9 protein-coding genes are annotated in these 21,107 nt (G+C 37.0%); all 9 read right to left on the reverse strand.

Features of this window, described 5'->3' with window-relative positions:
* Positions 1–76: 76 nt before the first annotated feature.
* A complete protein-coding gene (locus tag GQR60_RS11260; protein WP_124993013.1) occupies positions 77–1,210 on the reverse strand; it encodes an endo-1,4-beta-xylanase in 1,134 nt (377 codons plus the stop codon).
* 110 nt (positions 1,211–1,320) lie between these two features.
* Complete coding sequence (locus GQR60_RS11265) at positions 1,321–2,808, reverse strand: MFS transporter (RefSeq protein ID WP_124993014.1); 1,488 nt, start codon at positions 2,806–2,808, stop codon at positions 1,321–1,323.
* Positions 2,809–3,553: 745 nt separating this feature from the next.
* A complete protein-coding gene (locus tag GQR60_RS11270; protein WP_124993015.1) occupies positions 3,554–5,740 on the reverse strand; it encodes an endo-1,4-beta-xylanase in 2,187 nt (728 codons plus the stop codon).
* Positions 5,741–5,822: 82 nt separating this feature from the next.
* Positions 5,823–7,208 (reverse strand): glycan-binding surface protein, encoded by a 1,386-nt coding sequence (locus GQR60_RS11275; protein WP_124993016.1) that lies wholly within the window; start codon positions 7,206–7,208, stop codon positions 5,823–5,825.
* Between the two features lie 43 nt (positions 7,209–7,251).
* A complete protein-coding gene (locus tag GQR60_RS11280) occupies positions 7,252–8,883 on the reverse strand; it encodes a RagB/SusD family nutrient uptake outer membrane protein (protein WP_124993017.1) in 1,632 nt (543 codons plus the stop codon).
* 59 nt (positions 8,884–8,942) lie between these two features.
* On the reverse strand, positions 8,943–12,098 hold the full coding sequence (locus GQR60_RS11285; RefSeq protein ID WP_124993018.1) for a SusC/RagA family TonB-linked outer membrane protein: 3,156 nt from the start codon (positions 12,096–12,098) through the stop codon (positions 8,943–8,945).
* Positions 12,099–12,653: 555 nt separating this feature from the next.
* Positions 12,654–15,407: a beta-galactosidase GalB gene (galB, locus tag GQR60_RS11290; RefSeq protein ID WP_124993019.1), complete on the reverse strand. Its 2,754-nt coding sequence runs from the start codon at positions 15,405–15,407 to the stop codon at positions 12,654–12,656.
* Between the two features lie 137 nt (positions 15,408–15,544).
* Positions 15,545–18,436 carry a glycosyl hydrolase 115 family protein gene (locus GQR60_RS11295; RefSeq protein ID WP_124993020.1) on the reverse strand — a complete coding sequence of 964 codons (2,892 nt, stop codon included), beginning with the start codon at positions 18,434–18,436 and terminating at the stop codon, positions 15,545–15,547.
* 171 nt (positions 18,437–18,607) lie between these two features.
* Positions 18,608–20,752 carry an alpha-glucuronidase family glycosyl hydrolase gene (locus GQR60_RS11300; RefSeq protein ID WP_191991615.1) on the reverse strand — a complete coding sequence of 715 codons (2,145 nt, stop codon included), beginning with the start codon at positions 20,750–20,752 and terminating at the stop codon, positions 18,608–18,610.
* Positions 20,753–21,107 lie beyond the last annotated feature (355 nt).

A 21,107-nucleotide genomic window follows, 5' to 3' on the forward strand; every position in this document is an offset into this window, starting at 1 on the left:
TCATATTATTAAATCGATAGAATAAGAGTATCAAATTCTTATTTAAATGACACTTTGGAATAAACTCTTTAACCGATTACAGATCTTCGTTAATTATTTTTTCAACAATTGGTTTTGCTTTATACTCTCTGTCAAACAAAAGAGGATAATCTGTACGTCCGTTAACAGGCCAATAATTGCGCCATGACTGAGCATCACTAACTCCCCAAAGGGTAACACGGCTAATTTTATTGCTATGTTTATAAAACAATCTGAAAAAATCCTGATAACGCTCTGTCATTTTTGTGCTAATCGAATCAGGAAGTCCATTGGCGTATGGGTTTAACTCTTTCTTAAATTCAAAATTTAAAGCTATATCGGCTCCAGCATTCATATTTGGCATAGGAAGAACAGTCAAATCCAGCTCCGTAACCATCACTTGAACACCCAATTCGGAAAAAGCCACTATGCTTTTCTCAAAATCCTCAATCGTAGGATCATCCATTGAGATGTGCCCCTGCATGCCAATACCATCAATTCTTACTCCTTGTTCCTGCAATGATTTCACCATAGCCACAACTCCTTCTCTTTTCCCCTTTTTCGCCATCGAGTAATCATTGTAGTAAAGCTCAGCTTCCGGGTCGGCTTCATGCGCAAATTCAAATGCCAGCTTAACAAAGTCTGCACCAATTATTTCATAAAATTTGCTTTTGCGCCAGGTTCCATCATCCAAAATAGCTTCATTTACAACATCCCAGCCTTTTATAATTCCTTTATAACGACCTACCACTGTGTGTATATGACTTCTCATTCTTTCAATAAGAACATCTCTCGAAACATCATTTCCTTGCTTATCTACGAAAAGCCAATCTGGTGCCTGAGAATGCCAAATTAGAGTATGCCCCGTTATAAATAGCTTGTTATCAAGCCCAAACCGGACAAATTTATCCGCCATATCAAAATCAAACTCCCCTTCAACAGGTTGAACAACTTCACTTTTCATCACATTTTCAGCAACAACAGCATTAAAATGTTGCTTAATGATTTTTATGGCAGAGGTGTCAGCACCATCTATTTGGGCACTATTTAATGCTGTACCTATATAAAACCTATCGCCAACAGCCAATTTCAATGATACTGGCTTTACTTCTGTTTTTGAACAACTGCACAATACACCAAGCAGTAAAAACGCCAAAAAACCGGGGTTGTATATTTTTTTAAATCGATTCATTAATTATAAGTTTTCTAATTTGTATTTTATGCCAGACTAAGCAATAAATGTTTTTTTCTTAGGATCATCAAGTTCGATGCCTGAAAAACGATTCTCCTACAAATCACTATCTAGGAACGCTTAAAATCAGTCATTAATCCTCGTCTTTTGCTCAATTCATCTTCAATCTCTACTTCCTTCTTTTTATCAATCTTGTAGAAGAATAAACATCCTATTGCAATAAAAAATGTAATAGTTGGAAATACGCTTAAAGAAAGTTTTATACCATTAATTGTTTCAGGACTTTGAACATCCAGCAGATGATTATACCCATAACTTGCTAAAATTCCCGCTACTAAAGCTCCACCAACGCTCAAACCTGCTTTTAAACCAAATATCATTGCTGAAAAAATAATTGCAGTTGCCCTACGGTTATTTTTACATTCGGAATAATCTGCAACATCGGCAATCATTGCCCACAACAGAGGTGTGGTAATTCCATAAAAGAAACCATGCAACAACTGACTTATAAATACCAAAGCTATAGATTCCGGAGAATAAAAGTAAAATAAAAGCAAACATAAAGTGGCAAGAAAAAGACTCACTCCAAATACATCTCTTTTGCCATATTTATCGGCCAGACCCTTTGAAAACATAATCCCAATAATCATGAAAATGATTCCTCCGGCATTAAAAAGACTAAAACCTGATGTTGCAACATCTTCGGGCCACAAGAAGCCCACAAAGCCCATATTTGACAAAAGATTATTTAAACCACTAATAAAAGCATTAAAGCCAATATCATTTAAAAAAACTGCTAAATGTTGTTCACTTAAATAATTCTCGAAATAAAACACATACATACCGCCTTTCAGCGACAGCGTAATAAATACGAATACAGTAACAACAAGCATTACAATCCACGGCCTGTTTTTCATCAAATCTTTAACATCTTGTTTTACCGATGTTGTTTCTGTTTGAGTCGAAACCACACGTTCCTTTGTTGTTAAGAAAGTGATGATAAAAAAGACAATACCAACAAGTGCAAAAACTCCCATTACATTTTCAAAGCCTTTTGCCTTATCACCGTCACCAAATATCAACACCATAGGCAATAATAAACCTTGCACTATGAATTGAGCAACCATTACTGCAGTAAAACGATATGATGAAATACTGTTACGTTCGCCCATATTTCCTGTTAAAACGCCACTCAAAGCCGAGTAAGGTAAATTATTGGCACTATAAAGTAGTACTAATAAGATATAAGTAATAAATGCGTAAGCAATTTTACCTCCCGGACTAAACTGCGGCGTACTAAAAGCCAATAAGGCCATAAGCCCAAAAGGGACTGATGTCCAAAGAATCCATGGACGAAATTTCCCCCACCTTGTTTTGGTACGATCAGCAATAACACCCATTATCGGGTTAAAACATGCTCCAATCATACCTCCTGAAAAAATAATTACGGAGGCTGTTCCTGCCGGAATCTTATACACATCCGTATAAAAGAAGGCTAAAAACGTCATCAACGTTTGAAAAATTAAGTTAGCCGCCAAATCGCCTAAGCTATAACCAACCTTTTCAATTACCGATACTTTATCTGATTTTAATGTCATTTTGTAATATTTAATACTGACTTTATTATTCGATGTTATTTATTAAAAAAGTAGCTCCTTATAAACTCTAATTTCTGTGCGAGCCACCCAAACTGTCAACCAAAAATACTTGTATTGAAATAAACTCTCGTGATGCTGTGTTACACAAATTTGTTAGTTTGTTACATATTTTTCATTCCCGTTACATTTAATTTCATTTTGGTTACATCCTGTTTGTGCAGCTTCTTAAAAGATCAAATTGTATAACTATTCGCTGTCTGTTTATAATTTGTTCTGTGCATAGAGTTCTTCTTGATATCGCTATTTTCAATTGGTACAACAATTGTAATTATTCAGAGAAACAACCTATCTATATTGTCCAGACATAGAGAAATCCGGTCTTTATAATTCCTGATTTTTGCCTGTTCAAGACCCTTAGGTTTATTTATGATGACCGTTAAGTTTATTGAATTATGCCAGCGATGTAGTATTAATTTAGGCTGACTATCCGTTTAATTAAAACAATTTAATCACAATCTTCGTCGTACAGTAGTATTCTTCTCCCATTCAAACAATCTATAAAAAGATCAAAAAAAAGGATACTGAATCCAATTCGGTTCTTGTCCATTTTAATTCCTTCTATCATTCCAGAATCAACTCACTTATTACTTACATTACTGGGCTCAGCTTTATTTAATTCCCTCACAACCAATACATTAAAACACACATTGGTTATGAGGGATTACAGTAATTTAATATTAAAAAATTAGTATTCAAGTTCACCCGAGAAATCTTCACTTACATCGCGTCCTGCGAGACCATCACACACTCCTTTAAAAGCATGTTTCCGGTTGTAATCTGCATCCCAAAGATTTGGTGATTCATCTGGAAGCCAGTATTCATGTTCATCCTCATTATCGGAAATACCCCATATTGTTACACCATATTGCTGTGCGACAGGAATATATTTCATATACATATCCAGAACATATTGATACATGTCTGCCTGAGAAGCTAATTGTGCCACAGTTGGATTCTTAGTTCCCAATCTCACATCCAGCTCCGATATTTTAATCAATTTTCCGCTGGCAGCCAACTTTTGAAACATTTCTGCAATCTTATCACGATCGCTATTAATGGATATGTGCATTTGAGTTCCAATACCATCAACGGTTGCTCCCTGACTTTCAATGTACTCCACGTACTCGATCAATCCTTCACATTTGGATATGCTGGACTCGAGATTATAATCATTAATAAAAAGCTTATCTGTCGTATTACCATTCTGACGAGCCAATTTAAATGCAGTTACAGCATAGTCTTTTCCAAGATATTTTACCCATGAAAAGTAATCACTTGCAGGATCAGTTACATTTCCATCTCTTAGTGTTCCGTCTTCTTTCATTGGTTCGTTCACTACATCCCATGCATGAATATTATCGTTATAATGGGTTACCATTCCTGTAATCCAATTTTCCATTGCATTCCCAATGATTTCAGATTTTTCCTCATCTGTTTTTTCAATAATGGTTGGACCTGAATCACCTCCATCAGCAGCTCCCGTGGTAACAACTACATTATCTACATAATAAGTACCTTCAACACCTCCCAAATCAAAGTTTAAACCTGTTTCTCCACCATCGGCAGTAAATACCCATTCTACATATTGCCATGTTGGAGATGTAGCTTGATCCCCCTGGTAATGAGCTGAACCCGTTGTAGAACAACGAACAGAACCTGCAGCTTCAGATTTTATAAAATAAGAAATAGTATATTCTTCGCCTGCAGTTAAGTTTGCAGTAAAATCAGAATGAATTTGTGTTTTCCACTGGTTTCCAGCACCACTATTCGCAGCATCAGCAATTACTTTCATAGCACCATTGCCTTCGTAAGCATCAGCTGCATCAGCAAGACTTAATGCTGTATCACCACCATTCCACTTTGCCCATCCATCAATGCCTTCGTCAAATGTTCCATTAGCAATCATATTTACAACTTCAGGCACTGCATCCTGATCCACTACCTTAATATTATCAACATCAATAAGATATGTCACCCCAGGCAAATAACCTAAATCAAAGTTCATTTTGAAAGTTACACCTGTAAAATCGTTTACTGTAAATTTCACTTGTTGCCATTGAGTGCTTGTTTCAAAAGCTTCAGTCCAGGATCCTCCTGTACTATACCAATCCTTATATGGATAATTATTCTCCAAACCACTAAAAGAAATGCGGCCTTTACCTGCCTGATCTGATTTGATATAAAAAGAAATTTCATAAGTATGTCCGCTTACAACGGGGATTTCAGGAGTTATCAACTGTAGTTCATAAGCTTGGGCTGATGACGAACCTGCAATCATTTTAACTGCTTGTGAACTGCTGGACAAACCAGCACCATCCTCTACAGAAATTCCATCACCACTATTCCAGGCACCCCAACCTGTGAGCGTTCCATCTTTTAAACCAGATAAATCGAGTGAATTACTCCCTCCGGAAGCAGGGATTACTGTCGATGCAATTAAACCATTCAGATAACTGGCATTTTGATTGGAATGCCAAACCAGGGTATGACCAAATACTGAAAGTCCGGCTTCTTTGGTTTTAGCAATAAATGCATCCACCTTATCGAATCCGATTTCTCCTTTGGAGTTAACCATTGGTTTATGCTTCATGGCGTACCCAACTGTTACTTCATCAAAGTTTTCATTGGTTAAATTACGGTATGCCTCATTATTCATGTACTGATCAAGGCCGATACCAACACCAAGAGTGAAATCGGTATAGGTATTTAAGGTCTCGTATCTACTTATTTTTTCAGCCAACTCTAAAGGTAGATCGGCTATACTTACTTCGCCATGTGTTGGATCTGTGTACCAATCCATTATTTGATCATCGCATGATGAAAAGATCATGGAAACAACAGCGATTACAGGTAATATTTTTATGTATTTCATTTTTCTTTGTTTTAGAATAACACGATTTGTCTAAGCATTATCTCGACTTGACAAATTCATAGTTACTATCGCTTAAATATGTTTATTCTTCATCTTCAGGAAAATCACTATAAGTTGGTGTTTCCAAAGAAACGATTCTCCAATTATCAGTATAGACACTAACAGAAGTAGCCGCGGAAGTGAATTCAGTTTCACTGTCGCTATCATTTCCTGTGATATTTGCGAGAGTAAAATCAGTGTTTTCGAAGTAAAATCCAAAGTTCTTATAATTGGCTGCTTCCCGATAAGCTAATATATCTTCAAAAGTGAAACCGTCTTCTGAAAAATCATAAATCATATTCAAAGGAATGCTTACTGTAGTCCAACCGGTAGTTTGAAAATCTTTCACCTCGCCATTAACCACCCACGGTACGTAATTGTAACAGGCACCACTCCATTCTCCTCCATTAAATCCATTTACCAAACATATTTTTAAGTAACCAGTCTCTGTCCATGCTTCAGGTACATAAATATCAAACTGCAATGCAACATCAGCAAGAGGTGTTGTTGCCGGAATATAAGGTGTTAACTGACCACGCCAGTCATCCGAATTATTTCCTGCTGTCCACACTTCTGAACAACGAGGTGTTGCTGCATCAAATGATGCAATACGCGAAGGACGATGCGGCACATACGTTCCCTGAGAAACATTTCCAGTACCCATAGATGCTGATTCCAAATCTTCATCCATAATCATACTCGTTGCAGTACCCCAAAAACCATGTGCACCATTTCCATCAAAATCAAGTATTACCCCTTTTTTGAAATTAAAACAGGCAGGAGAATAAGCCCCTCCATTAGAGCATTCGATCAGTAAGGAACCACCTTCTTCTGAAACGCCATCAGGAACAACTACTGTGAAAAATTCTCCATCAACATCAGAAGTAATTCCCTCTGTTACTTCAACATTACCAGGAAAAACTACTTTGCTAACTTCAACTAAACCAAAACCATTTACAGTAATAGTTTCACCTGCTAATGGTAAAGTATGGGAGATACTTGTTATAGATGGTGCTGCAGAGCGAATTTCAAATGAAAATGTAGCTTCATTGCCATCATTTGTCATTCGAATGGTATTTCGAACATCAGCTTCGGCTTCAACCGTTGGTGTATTTTTGGAAACACTTACCAACATTGAATTCTCCGAAACATATACAGGATTAAAATAAGATGAAAATCCATTAATGTAAACTTTCCTTAGCCCTGTGAAACCAGAACCTTCAATTCTGATCAACTGTCCCAAACGGGCAAATGTTACTTCTCTGTCAGGTAACGATGAATCCACATCTTCCAAATAGACTTTACTTATCGTAATTGGACCATTACTTAAATCCTCATCATCACAAGCTGTAAACAGCATTGCAAGAAGCATTATTGAAAAGAATGCGACGGATATCCAACGATTTTTATTTAAATTATTTCTCTTCATGTTAATCGATATTTTAAATTCCAATTCACTTATTATCTAACAATTAGAATAAATCAGTTATTTTTTCTTCAGTAAACTCATACGGTACCGGTGTTTCTTTCAACAATGGATTTTGCACCACTTCCGATTCCGGATAAGGCAACAGAAAAATGGTTTCATCTACATTGCCAATAGAGCGTGATGATCTCGTTCGGGTTTCATCTTCAGTTGCTGTATTTGTTGAAGTATCATAAGTAAAAGGGACTATCGTTCCACGTTCCTGGTTGATAATGTAATTTATCACCTCTTGTTGTTTGTAATACGATCGGCGAACCAAATCGTACCAATACTGACCTTCCATGCATAACTCTACTCTTCGTTCATGAATAATATCCTCATAAGTAAGACTGGATTTATCCTCAAGTCCGGCACGAAAACGAAGTTTATTAAAATATAGTAAAGCTGTTGCATCGGATGTACTTTCAGTATTCCCTAAAACAGCTTCGGAATAGTTTAAATAAACTTCAGCCAAGCGCAACATATTCGTGTTTAGAGCAGAGTTCTGTTTCGAAATTTTCGCATTATCTTTTGTAGATCCTACAACTCCTTTTTTCACATTTAGAGCTTCTTGTGTTTTTTCATAGGTATATCCACCATTCGCTTTGTTAATTTCAGGATAATAATCACCATATCCCATCCAGGTAGCTTTACGACGAGCATCAGCAGATTCGTACTCCAGTAACACATTGTAAGAAGCTCTTGTCCAATATCCCCATGCAGCATCATCGCCGGTAATTTCAGATCCAGCTGCAAAGTAAGCCTGCTGTGTATTGGTCACACCATAATCTCCATTTGGAACCCACTGCAGTGCAAACATCGACTCTGAATTATTGTTGTTTTCTATCATGAATATATCAGCATAATCGTCCATTAATTCATAAGGACCTTTATCCATAACCATTTCAGCAGCTTTTTTAGCTAAATCAAGATATTCCTGACTACGTATTCCACTGTTTGGATCTGCTCCTAAACCAGAAAATGATAAATAAATACGAGATAACATTCCAAATGCGCTGTATCTTGTTAAACGACCATCCTGTGCCGCCTGTTCAGGTAAATATTTAGCTGCATATTCCAAATCCCGCATTACAAATTCATACACATCAGTAACTGGGTTGGTGCTTACAATCGGATTATTCACCAATGTTCCAGGATCTTCAGAAATAATTACATCTCCCCATAAAGAAGCCAGATACCAGTAAGCTGTTCCTCTCATAAAGCGCGCCTCAGCGATATATTGTTTTTGTAAATCATCTTCAACACTACTTCCTTTAATACCAATAATTACTAAATTAGATTGTTGAATTACATTGTAAAGCGATTGCCATGCCGACACCAGAGGTCCGGTCAAACCTGTTTCTGTTAAATCACTAAACGGATAAATATAATCCGAGTACGGAGCATATAAATTGTAAGAGCGCCCATCGCCCAAACCATAATAAAATTTATCGTTAAAATCGAACCAAACTTTGTTGTAAAGTGGCGCTGTTGCCGCTTTAAAGTCTTCTTCTGACTGATAGAAATTTTCTTCAGTAATTTGATCTTGAGGTTCTTCCTCTAAAAAATCGCTGCACCCAGTCCAAATAATGGGAAAAGCCATCAATAGAATCGTGTATATGATATGTATTTTTTTCATCTGTATCGTATTTTTATTACATGTGCTGCCTATTCTCTTCATCTTAAGTATAAATTCATTTAGAATGTAACATTTACCCCAAATGTATAGATACGAGGTGAAGGATAACGAGCATTATCAATACCTGTTAAAAGTGCATCCTGATTGGTTGATCCAATTTCAGGATCATAACCCGAATATTTTGTAAAAGTATATACGTTTTGGAGGTTGGTATAAACTTTAATATTTTGAATTCCAAATCGGGATACTAACTTACGTGGAAAATTATAACCAAAAGAGATACTTTGAATTCGCAGGTACGAACCATCCTCTACAAATCTATTACTGTAACGATAGTTAGAGGTTGATGAGGCTGAAGAAGCACCTATACGTGGCATATCCGAATCGCCCCCTACAATTTGTACGTTGCGGTAATCATTTGGACCATTTGGATCGATTAACGACAATTGCGCATAACCCAATGCTGATTTCAACAAGTTGGTACTTTCACGTGGATTTTCTAACCAGCGACGTTGGTAGTTTACCACTTCATTTCCATATGAACCAGATAGAAAGATATTCAAATCAAATCCTTTATAAGAAAATGAATTACCAATTCCGAACGTGAAATCAGCCTCAGGATTCCCAATATAACCTCGGTCTTCCTCGTTAATTACACCATCCTTATTTATATCCTCAAAAATATAATCTCCAATCCAAACACTATTTTCACCAATATCCATTCCTTCAGGTAAGGCTGTTGGAACAACTTCTCCGGCACTGTTCTTGTAATAAAAATCAGTAGCCTTCTCAAAACGGCCAATCACTTTATATCCATAATATTGACCTATTGGCTTGCCCACTGCCGTACGGGTAACTACGGTATTATCTGATCCTTGCTGGATATTTCTATTTAAAATACCGGTTTCCGTATTAAGAGATAACACTTTATTACGGTTAATGGAAAAAACCAGATTGGAACGCCACAGAAAATCTCCTTTATCAATGTTAACGGTATTCAATGTCAACTCAATTCCTTTATTTTCGAGCGACCCAACATTTACCCATGGTGCTGATGTTGCCCCTACTCCTGATGTACCAACGTAAGCAGGTAAAGGCAACTGCAATAATAAGTTCTTCGTTTTCTTGTAGTAAACATCTGCAATAAACTCGATGCGATTGTTAAAAAGATTCAAGTCAATTCCCGCATTACTTGAATAAGTCGTTTCCCATTGCAGATCTTCATTTGCAGTATTGGCAGCAAGTAATCCCGTTCCCCAATTTGTTGCTGATGCTGCATATGTTGAGGTATATGCATAGTTAGGTACATTTTGGTTCCCAACGGTACCCCAACCCAGGCGAAGTTTCAGGTTGTTAATGACTGCATTATCCTTCAGGAAATTTTCATTGGATACTTTCCATGCTATTGCCGCGGAAGGAAACCATCCCCATCGGTTATCTTTATAAAATTTTGATGAACCATCATAACGTAAAGTTGCTGTCAATAAATATTTATCATCAAAAGAGTAGAACATTCTACCAAAATAGGAACTAATTGAGCTAGTTCCGCTGCTGTTAGAATTTTTAGCTGTTGTAGCATCACCTGCATCCAAATCGGTTGCACCATTGGTTAAATATCCTGAACGATAAGCATAAAGGTTTTCCCAATGAGATTCCTGCATTTCCTGTCCTAACATCATGTTGATATTATGAATACCAAATTCACGATTGTAAGTCAGAATATTTTTCCAGTTCCAATACTTATTGTATGTCTTTGTGCGTGAGCCTTCGCTTACTTCATTTACAATAGCCCCAAAAGTATAGGTTGGATTAAAAGTATAGATATTACCAAATCCATAATCAAAAGAATATTCTGTTTTAAATGTAAGCCCTTTTATCAGTGTCGCTTCTGCAAAAGTGGAAGCTCTGATTCCAGCTTTTTCATTTCGGTTGTCTTTGATCATAGCCAAACCAACAGGATTGTTCTGAACGTACTCGTCAGTATCCGGACCATCAAAAGATCCATCGGCATTTCGAACCGCTACATTAGGTGTTTGTTTAAGGGCAGTCAGAATTAGAGATTCATCTGAAACAGTCGTTTTTTGTTTGGAGTTGCTGAATGCGAAATTCACACCAATTTTTAAAAAATCTTTCACCTGAGAGTCGAAAGTTCCCCTTAGGTTGAATCGCTCGAATGCTGAACCAACAGCTATCCCATCCTGATCAAGATAACCAACTCCCATGGCATAAGTACTTTTATCTGTGCCACCGGAAACTGACAAGTTATGACTTTGCATCATTGCATGAGTAAACATTTCGTCCTGCCAATCAGTACCTTCACCCAAAAGATCAGTACGGACAAAATTATTATCCAAAGGTACAATTCCCATGTCTGCACGAGTATTTTTATGTATCGCATACTCTTGCAGATTAAGTAAATCAAGTTTTTTAGGCATCTCCTGCCATCCCATATAACCATCGTAAGTTATAGTAGCTTCCCCTTTCTTTCCACGCTTGGTGGTAATAATAATAACTCCATTTGCTGCTCTGGATCCGTAAATAGCAGTTGCCGAAGCATCTTTCAAAACATCCATAGAAACAATGTCTGATGGATTTATTGATGAAAGAGCATTTTCGTTTCCAGAACCTGTTGCCCCATCAATAATTATCCCATCAATAACAAAAATTGGTTCATTTGAGCCATTCAGAGAACTGATACCACGAATGCGAATAGAAGAACCTGCACCCGGCGCTCCGCTGTTTTGCTGCACCTGTACTCCTGCTGCACGCCCCTGTAAAACCTGATCGATAGACGTGGTAACCGATTGGCTAATTGCTTCGCTTGAAACAGAAACCACTGATCCGGTTACGTCGGAACGCTTCATTTGACCATAACCAACTATAACAACCTCATCAAGAGATTGTACATCCTCAGCCATTACAACATTAATGGTGTTTTGATTATTCACCTCAATCGTTTGAGTATTGAAACCAATAAAATTAAATGTAAGCCTGGCATTTGAAGGTACATCCATACTGTAAACACCATCAATATTAGTAATAGTACCCTGGGTTGTACCTAAAATAACAATATTAACACCAGGTAAGGATTCTCCTCCTGAGTCAGTTACTTTACCCGTTACTCTTATCGTCTGGGCTAATGTTACCAAAGGCACAGCGATTAAAAGGAGCAATAGAAATATCCCCTTTTTTGTTCGAACATAGCATTTTTTCATAAATTTAAAATTTGCAGTATTTAATTCTGATTTAATTACTAACTGTTTAAGTATTAAAAACAGTGGTTCTATATGTGGTGGTTTTATTGATTATTTGTGAATGAGTAATATAAAATATGATCGCAATTAAATTTTGTTGTTTAAAATTACTTCTATTGAAATTAACTAACATGCAAGCTTGTTACTAATATTTGTTTGTTTGTTACATCGTTTGCGTGCCCGTTACATTTTATTTTATTTTGGTTACATTGATGGCTTAATTGCTTGTATTTAACCATTTTCAAGCCACCTAAAAACATTTTCAACATTTTATATTTATCTTTTAGTAAAGAACTTCGGATCAAGCTAAGCTTCATTGAATATGAATATAAACTCTCATAATTACTCGGAAAATGAAATACAGATATTGAAGGCTAAATTGAATTTCACTCTAACAAAATAATTCCAACATATAAAGATCAGACAATCGTACACTACGCATTTAAACCGATTCTTTACTTCCGAAATACAGCCCGCTAAATGATGTCAAAAAATCCCTTAACTCGATTCGTTTTTCTATTTTACCTGAACAGTCGTTGCAATTTTCCGGATACCTTCTGATTCTGCAATCACTTTAATTGTTCCGACCTCTCCTTGCTTTGCCTTAACAATTACCAATGCCAGTCCGTTAAATGCTTTGCGTTCATGAGAAGAAAATATTTCCAGATCGGATGGATCTCCATTATCTGTGGCAACAATCTCTCCCGGGCCTTCAATGCTGAATTTTATCAGATTATTTGAACGAGGCACCACAATTCCTTCCTGATCGCACACACTAACTGTAATAAAGGATAAATCTTTTCCATCACCTGTAATATAATTTCTATCCGCAGAAAGTTTTAATTGGCTGGCCTTTCCTGTTGTTTTCACGATCTCTTCAGCCCACTTTTCTCCATTTTTGTAAGCAATAGCTTTCAACTCTCCCGGAGTATATTTCACTTCGTCCCAACGAAAACGGTATTCTCCATCTATTTTTTTCTGATGTCCAAGCGATTTTCCGTTTAAAAACAATTCCACCTCATCGCCAGAAGTTGCAACATGAACCGGAGTAATTTCACCCACTCTTTCGGGCCAGTTCCAATGCGGAAAAATATGTACCATAGGTAATTCCGGACGCCATCTTGCCTGATAAAGGAAATAACGGTCTTTTTTAAAGCCTGCCAAATCAATAATTCCACAATAGGAACTGCGTGAAAGATAATATGGTGTTGGTTCGCCAATATAATCCCAGCCCGACCAAACAAACTCACCAGCAACATAGGGATGTTTATCCTGAGTAGCGAATACCTTATCGGCCGACGAGCCAAATGGAGCCGTATACAATTCGTAGGAACTAACATATTTCGTATTAGGATCACCACCAGAACCATCCATAGCAGGTGCACTGCTTCCGGCAAATACAGGAAACAAATAAGTTCCGCGAGTACTTAAAGCTGATGCCGTTTCACTGCTCACAATAAGCTTTCCTGGATATTTCTCATGGAAATCTGGATAAAGCGGATGTGTATGAATTCCTTTCATCGCAACATAAGCGGGTGCATTCCGAATTCCTTCTCCCTGATAATTTAAACTGATTACATCCGGCACTTCAGAAAACGGCATATCTGGTTTTGCAAAATTCATCGATGCCGTTGCAGGTCGTGAAGGATCTTCCTCTTTTACAATATCGCGTAAACGTTTTGAAATTGAAGTGCCTTCTTTATCTGTATATTGTTCTCCAACTTCGTTGCCATAGCTCCACATTATAACTGAAGGACAATTTCTGTCTCTGCGCACAAAAGCACGTGTATCCTGTTCATACCAGTCCGGGAAAATCAGATGAAAATCAAGCGGTGTTTTCTTTCTTTCCCACACATCAAAAATCTCATCTACCACCAAAAACCCCATTCTATCAGTCAATTCAAGTAATTCAGGAGCCGGAGGATTATGCGACAAACGAATAGCATTACAGCCCAGTTCATGCAACATTTCTAACTGGCGTTCAGCTGCACGTTTGTTAAAAGCTGCTCCCAAAGCTCCTAAATCGTGATGCTGATTAACACCTTGAATCCTTACAGCTTCTCCATTCACCACGATACCTTTTTCTGAATTATACTCTACAGAGCGAATTCCAAAACGAGTTTTATAAGTATCAATCAGCTTCCCGTCTTTCTGTAATGAGATTACAGCCAAATACAAGTTTGGAGTTTGCGTTGGAAGTGGTCCCCACAAAGCCGGTTTTTCAATTGTAACGGTGTTTTTAATTTCAGTATTTCCAGAAGCGGAAACGATAACTTTTTCCGGAGAAAAACGGGCAACAGGATCACCTGTTTGAACACCATTTTTGTCCAAAGCATAAACAGTTGTATTCACTTCAATATGGCATTCAGACTTGCTGTCATTATCAACAGTTACAACTAAATCTACTTCAGCCGCTTTTTCGGAAACATTGCGCGATGTAATAACTGTACCCCACTGACCAACATGCACCGAATTTGTTTTTGTTAACCAAACACTACGGTACAATCCTCCACCAGGATACCATCGGGCAGAGTTGGGTGGATTATCAATTCGGATTGCCAATTGGTTCACTCCACCGGGAATAATGTAAGACGTTAAATCAACCTGCCATGAATTATAACCGTAAGGCCATCCTCCCACCAAATTTCCATTTAACCATACAATTGCATATGACATAGCACCTTCTATTTCCAGGAAAATTGATTTTCCTGCATCATCAGTCGAAATATCCAGTTTCCTGCGGTACCATGCTGTTCCTTGACTCGCCAAACGTCCCATTCCTCCGCCAACTTCAGATTCCCAACCTTCCTGAAATGGCTCTTCGATACCCCAATCATGAGGTAAATTCAATTTTCTCCACGAACTATCATCAAAATCAGCCTGAACAAAAGGAAAATCACTTCCGGGATTTCCTTCCGGACGAATATGACGCTTTTCAGAATCCTTAATAAAATGATTTCCTGTTGGTAAAACCCAATCTTTCAGTACAGTTTGCTTCGCATCAACACGAACCGCTTCTGTTGGTTTCGAATCTGCAACCTTATCATCCTTACTATCATTCACTTCAGGACGCACATCATAAATAAGACTATCTGCATCTGCCTGCGAAACATACTTAAAAAAATACCAACCGCTGTTGATTAAAATACGTTCACGGGAATTTGTTTCGCTATTTTTTGTTTTCGAACATGACAGGAAAATTAAACATCCTAAAAGCACAAAAAGGCTCCTTGCTATCCAGTTCTTAAATGATCTTTTATTTGCATTCATACTCTTTTAATTTTATATTGATATCCGATCCTATTCTGCAAAAAGATATGCTCCAACAAATGCCAATTTAAAATTTACAGGTCTTTGCAATAACTCATATACTTCTTTAGGTAATTTACAAATCACTGGTTCAATATTCAATTGTACATTTTACACTCCGGAGGTCCCAAATAAGATGGTTTGAGTCCACCATTATCAATCATCAATTTTTGAAGCACAATTCCCGGATCAATCAACCAATATTTCACAGTATGGGTTTCTGTATTATTCAGTTTGTGTTTTGACTTTCTTACTAATTTATTATCGGATACCGCTGTACACCACCATTCTGCGTAATTCCAATCCTTACCTGTACAACCTTCATGCAGGTTAATAATCTGAGGTTCTTCATCATCTACAGATACCGCATATTTTAATCCGTCTTTATTCTTAAAATCCTGTGTTGGTGCCAAACACATAAAAAGAGTAATGGAATCATTTTTAGGTTTATTAAGCAATGTGAATGTATATTCCAAATGTGAATTGTCCTTACTAAACTCCTGATAACCTTTATTTACCGGCAATGATGTTACACCTCCTTTTGTGTTTCCCAAACCATTTATCACTTCCCAAGCAAATCCCTGACTGGTACTGCTTGAATTAAAGTCTGCAGCTTCAATGCTTACCACTCCGTTGTTCTCAATAAATCCTTGTAACTTCTTTTTATTCAGATCAATTTTATCTGCAATAACACCTAGTTCAATCACCTGACCATTACCAGATACAGAAATTGTTCCTGCTGAATTGCCGACAGGAAGTTGATCCCAGTTAACAGAAACAAAATGCCGATCCTCCTCTTTTAGATTATTTCCAATTCCACTGATTTTCAACCACTCAGGAGCTTCAACTTTATAATCTATTGCTCTTTTCCCAGTGTTGAAAAGCTCAAAATAAAATTTCTGCTGATTGATATTATCGAAATTTGAAAGATTCGCTGTAGAATCATGCTCTGTCCAAATTTTATCTTTCCCTTCAATCTTTATACAAAGCTGTCCTACTTCCGGCACTTTCAAATAGGTTACCTGAGGCATCGTATTAGAGTCCGGATGGTTCCAATAGGTATAACCAATATGCTGCTGTGCCATCATATGATTCCACTTACCATCAGCTAATTCAGTATGAAACTCAAGAGTAAGCAATGAATCACGTTTAAAAAGTTCAACTACTTTATCAGCCATCAAGTTAGTTGCAGCTCTATTTTCTTTAGCATACTGCTTATTTTTAGCCACATACAAATACATTTCATTCAGATTAGCACAAATAGTTACTGGAAAATAAACCAATTGATAAAAGGCATCTTTTTGATCCTCATCTATGATATCATAAAGACTTTTAGCTCTTTGTGCTAAACGATTGTAATCCTCAACTACTTTTTCAAATTCCCGGTAATGAATCAAACTATAGGTATGATTGTCCAATAATTCAGGTGTGCGACGCCTGTTATATTTTGTATATAAATCCAGCAGTTCAGCGATTTCTTTTGCATATTTTCCAGAGAATTGTTCTGATGCCCAATTTGTTGTATATTCTGATAATTCATTTACAGTAACCGACTCAGGATTCCATGCATAGTCGAAGAAAAATGAAATAGGTAACTCCATTGGTTTCAAGTCGCCAACATTCACAATCCAAATACGATCAACCCCGTGTTCATATGTTAATCTTAATTGCTCCCAAACCCGCGGTAATGAATTCGTATTGAGCCACTTGTAATTACGCGGACCTCCCACATAATCAAAATGATAATACATACCGTAACCTCCCGAACGTTCAGCAGCTTCTGGTTCCGGCAATACCCTAACATTTCCCCAGTTGTCATCACAAAACAATAGTGTAACATCATCAGGTACTTTCATACCTTTGTCGTAATATTCCTGAACTTCTTTGTATAAAGCCCAAACCTGCGGTGTTTCATTAGCTGGCTTCTGAGTCACCTCTTCTATAATTTTTCGTTGATTGGCAACAATATCTTCCAGTAGTTCGATGTTGGTTCCTTCTTCCATGGCTTCATCGCCATCTCCTCTCATAGCAAGAGTAACAACACTTTCCTTATTACCCATTCGTTCAATTCCCTCTTTCCAGAAAGCATCCAATTGGCTTTTGTTGCTCTTATAATTCCATGCTTTTCCACCGTATGGTTTCCATTCTGCATGAGCTCTCATCAATGGTTCATGATGTGATGTGCTCATTACAATTCCAAATTCATCTGCCAGCTGAGCATTTAGCGGATCGTCGCTATTAAAACTTGCCCACCACATAGCAGGCCACAAGAAGTTGCCTTTTAAGCGTAAAATCAATTCGAAAACATGCTCATACATTTGATGATTGAATCCGCCGTAATTCTCAACCGCCCATCGTCCTAAAGCAGGTTCCTCATCGTTTAAAAAAATACCGCGATATTTAACTTTTGGCTCACCCAAATTATATCTGCCTGCTTTAATAAATACCTCGGAGTGCTTTTTTACAGGAACATCAGCCCAAAAATACCAAGGAGAAACTCCCATTTTACGGCTAATATCGAACATGCCGTAAATTGTGCCTCTTTTATCGCTCCCGGCAATCACTAAAGCTCTATCAACGTTTGGTAAAGGATTCTCAACTACTTCAATTAAACTATTATCCCATTTCCCCTTTACATCATCTACAATTAACTTACCAGACTTAATTAATCCGTCTATCAATTGACTTTTTCCAATTGTTCCTATAATGATAACAGTACCCTGAGGATTTTTTCCAATATGCAAAGGACTAGTTACTCCTGTTACTTTTTCGATGTCTTTTTGAAATAATTCAGCGACTTTAATTACACCTGAATAGTCTTTATCATCAATATATATGGGAGTGCCTTTTTGAGATTTTACTATCGGGAAATTGTTCTCATTTACTGAAAAAGACACAAATTTATTCTCACTTAATTCCTTACCTGTACCATTTTTACAAGAGATTATACTGAACAAGACAATCAACTCTAACACAATAAATCTTATCATATTGATTTTATTTGTTTTTATCATTAAACTGAAACACATTACCTCGGGCTGCATTAATTGGCTGTTTTCACTCACAATCTCAGCTGAAGTTCAATAAAACTTAAATTTCTAAAGTCCTTCTCCAGGTACTTAAAAAAAAACATTTATCATCCATTTAGTTATTGTTAATCATTAATTATGGTGAGTCTTTAAAAATTTAAGTTTCTTAAGATCTTCCAATTTATATTTTGGTTGATCCAGTTGAGAAGGAATTGGTCTGTGGGAAAAAGTTTGAAAATAAAGCAAACACGCATCCCTCCACCATATAGCTTCCTTTAATTGTATTGCCAATTTATTTTGCACATCATTAAATCTATTTTTATCCACTTTTGATTGAAGAGAATTCCAGGTGCATTGAAAATATTTTACCTGTTCAACACCCATGCTGTATCTGTAACACAATTCTGTCCATAAATCCCTGCCATTAATCAATTCATAATTCCATGGCAAATGATGAAACCACAGCAAAAGTTCTTCCGGGCAAAGTGCAGGATCGTTATAAACTGAAAACAAAGGTTCTGCATACTGACTGACTGCATTACTTCCGCTTGATGATCGGTTAAATCCAATACCAATGCTATCTGCCTTATGGTAATAAGTTGGCAACCAGTCTGGTCTTGCTCCGGAAATCTCGCACCAGGGTTCTGGACCATAATGATGGCCCCACCCCATTAAATGATGTAATCCCAGTGGTGTCATATAATTTACAACGGCTTCTCTGGATTCCATCATTACACCTGACATTTGATTCAGAAAATCCGGATCGTGTGAAAAGGTTTGCATTAACCACTCCGTTGCAATTTTCCTGGCAGATAATTGATGATTCCAGGCCAAACGACCAAAAGCATACCAATTGGCCTGAGCAAAATGATGTCCGCACCAATTACTGTCTAAACCTATATTAGCAACCCCGGCAATAGCTGTTATCGAGTCATCGTAAACAGATCCGTCGGTAATCCTGGATACTGTAGAGTTTCTTCCATTTGTGTAGGTGTCTGAGTTTAAAAACTCCTTAAACAGTGTTCCTAAATAAACCAAGTGGTCCGAAAAACCCAAATATTCTTGTGTTATCTGTAATTCTGGCATCAGGGTAGTTTGGTGCAATGCACCAAACAAAGGACTGAATGGCTCTCTGGGCTGAAAGTCAACAGGGCCGTTTTTCACTTGAAGTATTACATTTTTGCGAAATTTCCCATCCAGAGGTTTAAATTCATCATAAGCTTGTTTAGCGCGATCGTTTCCGTTGGAATTGTAAACAAAGGCTCTCCACATCACAATGCCTCCATGTGGTTTTAAAGCGTCGGCAAGCATATTGGCACCGTCAGCATGTGTTCTTCCAAAATCCTGAGGTCCGGGCAGTCCTTCAGAATTAGCTTTCACTAAAAAACCGCCAAAATCAGGAATTAATGAATAGATCTCATTGGCCTTCTCCTTCCACCAATTCTGTACTTCTTCTTTTAAAGGATCAGAATTCTCTAATCCACCTAATGCACTTGGTGAGGAAAAATTAATCGACAAATAAACTTTGATTCCGTATGGGCGAAAAGTATTTGCTAACACTTTTACTTTTTCCAGATATTCCAGTTTTAGAATATCGGGTTTGGCATTAACGTTATTTAATACAGTTCCATTAATACCTATTGATGCATTTGCCTTAGCATATTCCACATATCTTGGACTGATCTTTTCTGGAAGATCTTCCCATTGCCAAATTGAATGACCAGCGTATCCTCTTTCAACCGTGCCGTCTAAATTATCCCAATGATTCAGAATTCTTCGTTGGTATGATGGTACTTCTACAATGTCAAAATTTGCTTTATGTGTATTCTCAGTTTGTAAGTATCTTAAATAATGATAGGTACCATATAATGCTCCTAAATCGGTATTTGCAATAATAATGGTTACATTATTGCCTACTGTTCTTATGATATAACCGTCATTCCCTAATACACTCAACTCTTCTTTCTTAAAGTAAGATGATAAATCTTTTTGGCTGGATGTGCCAACGCATAAACCATTTGAATTCAATCGGCTTACATCCTTCACCTCCCTATTATACAATTTATTAAGACCACTTTTGAGTTCATTGTGAATGATGGTAAAAGTTGGAGATGATTGTGGTATCCAAATAAAAGATGGGCAGGCAAACGACGCGCTTTCAATCGTTTCCATATGTGTAAACCACAATTCTGAACCATCCAATTTATTTTGACCTGAAGCCCATTGTGTTACAGTAATAAAATACAAAAATATGATCAAGAAATATTTAGTAAGCATATGTATCGGTTTTGGCTTTATTAAAATATATTTTCGCAATTGCTAAAAACATATTAGGGTTAACAAATCAGATTCTTTATTTTTATCAAATTCACTTTTTCACCTCAACCATAGAATTTGGCATTCAGTATTCAAGTGTTAATTTCTTTGGACTACAAGATACGTATAGTCTCTTCTTGAACTAAAACACTCTTGTTACCAACTATTTTCTGTTAGTTACTGCGAATTACATATTTGTTACATTATCTTTCCTATTGGTTACATTGTGCTGTTAAGCTTAAATTAAGGCTTGTAATTTTCACACTATTTAGTATTTTTTAATATTTTTAGACACCATTAATGAAAACTGACAAAA

The sequence above is a fragment of the Labilibaculum euxinicum genome (assembly GCF_009795715.1).
GTDB classification, from domain to species: domain Bacteria; phylum Bacteroidota; class Bacteroidia; order Bacteroidales; family Marinifilaceae; genus Labilibaculum; species Labilibaculum euxinus.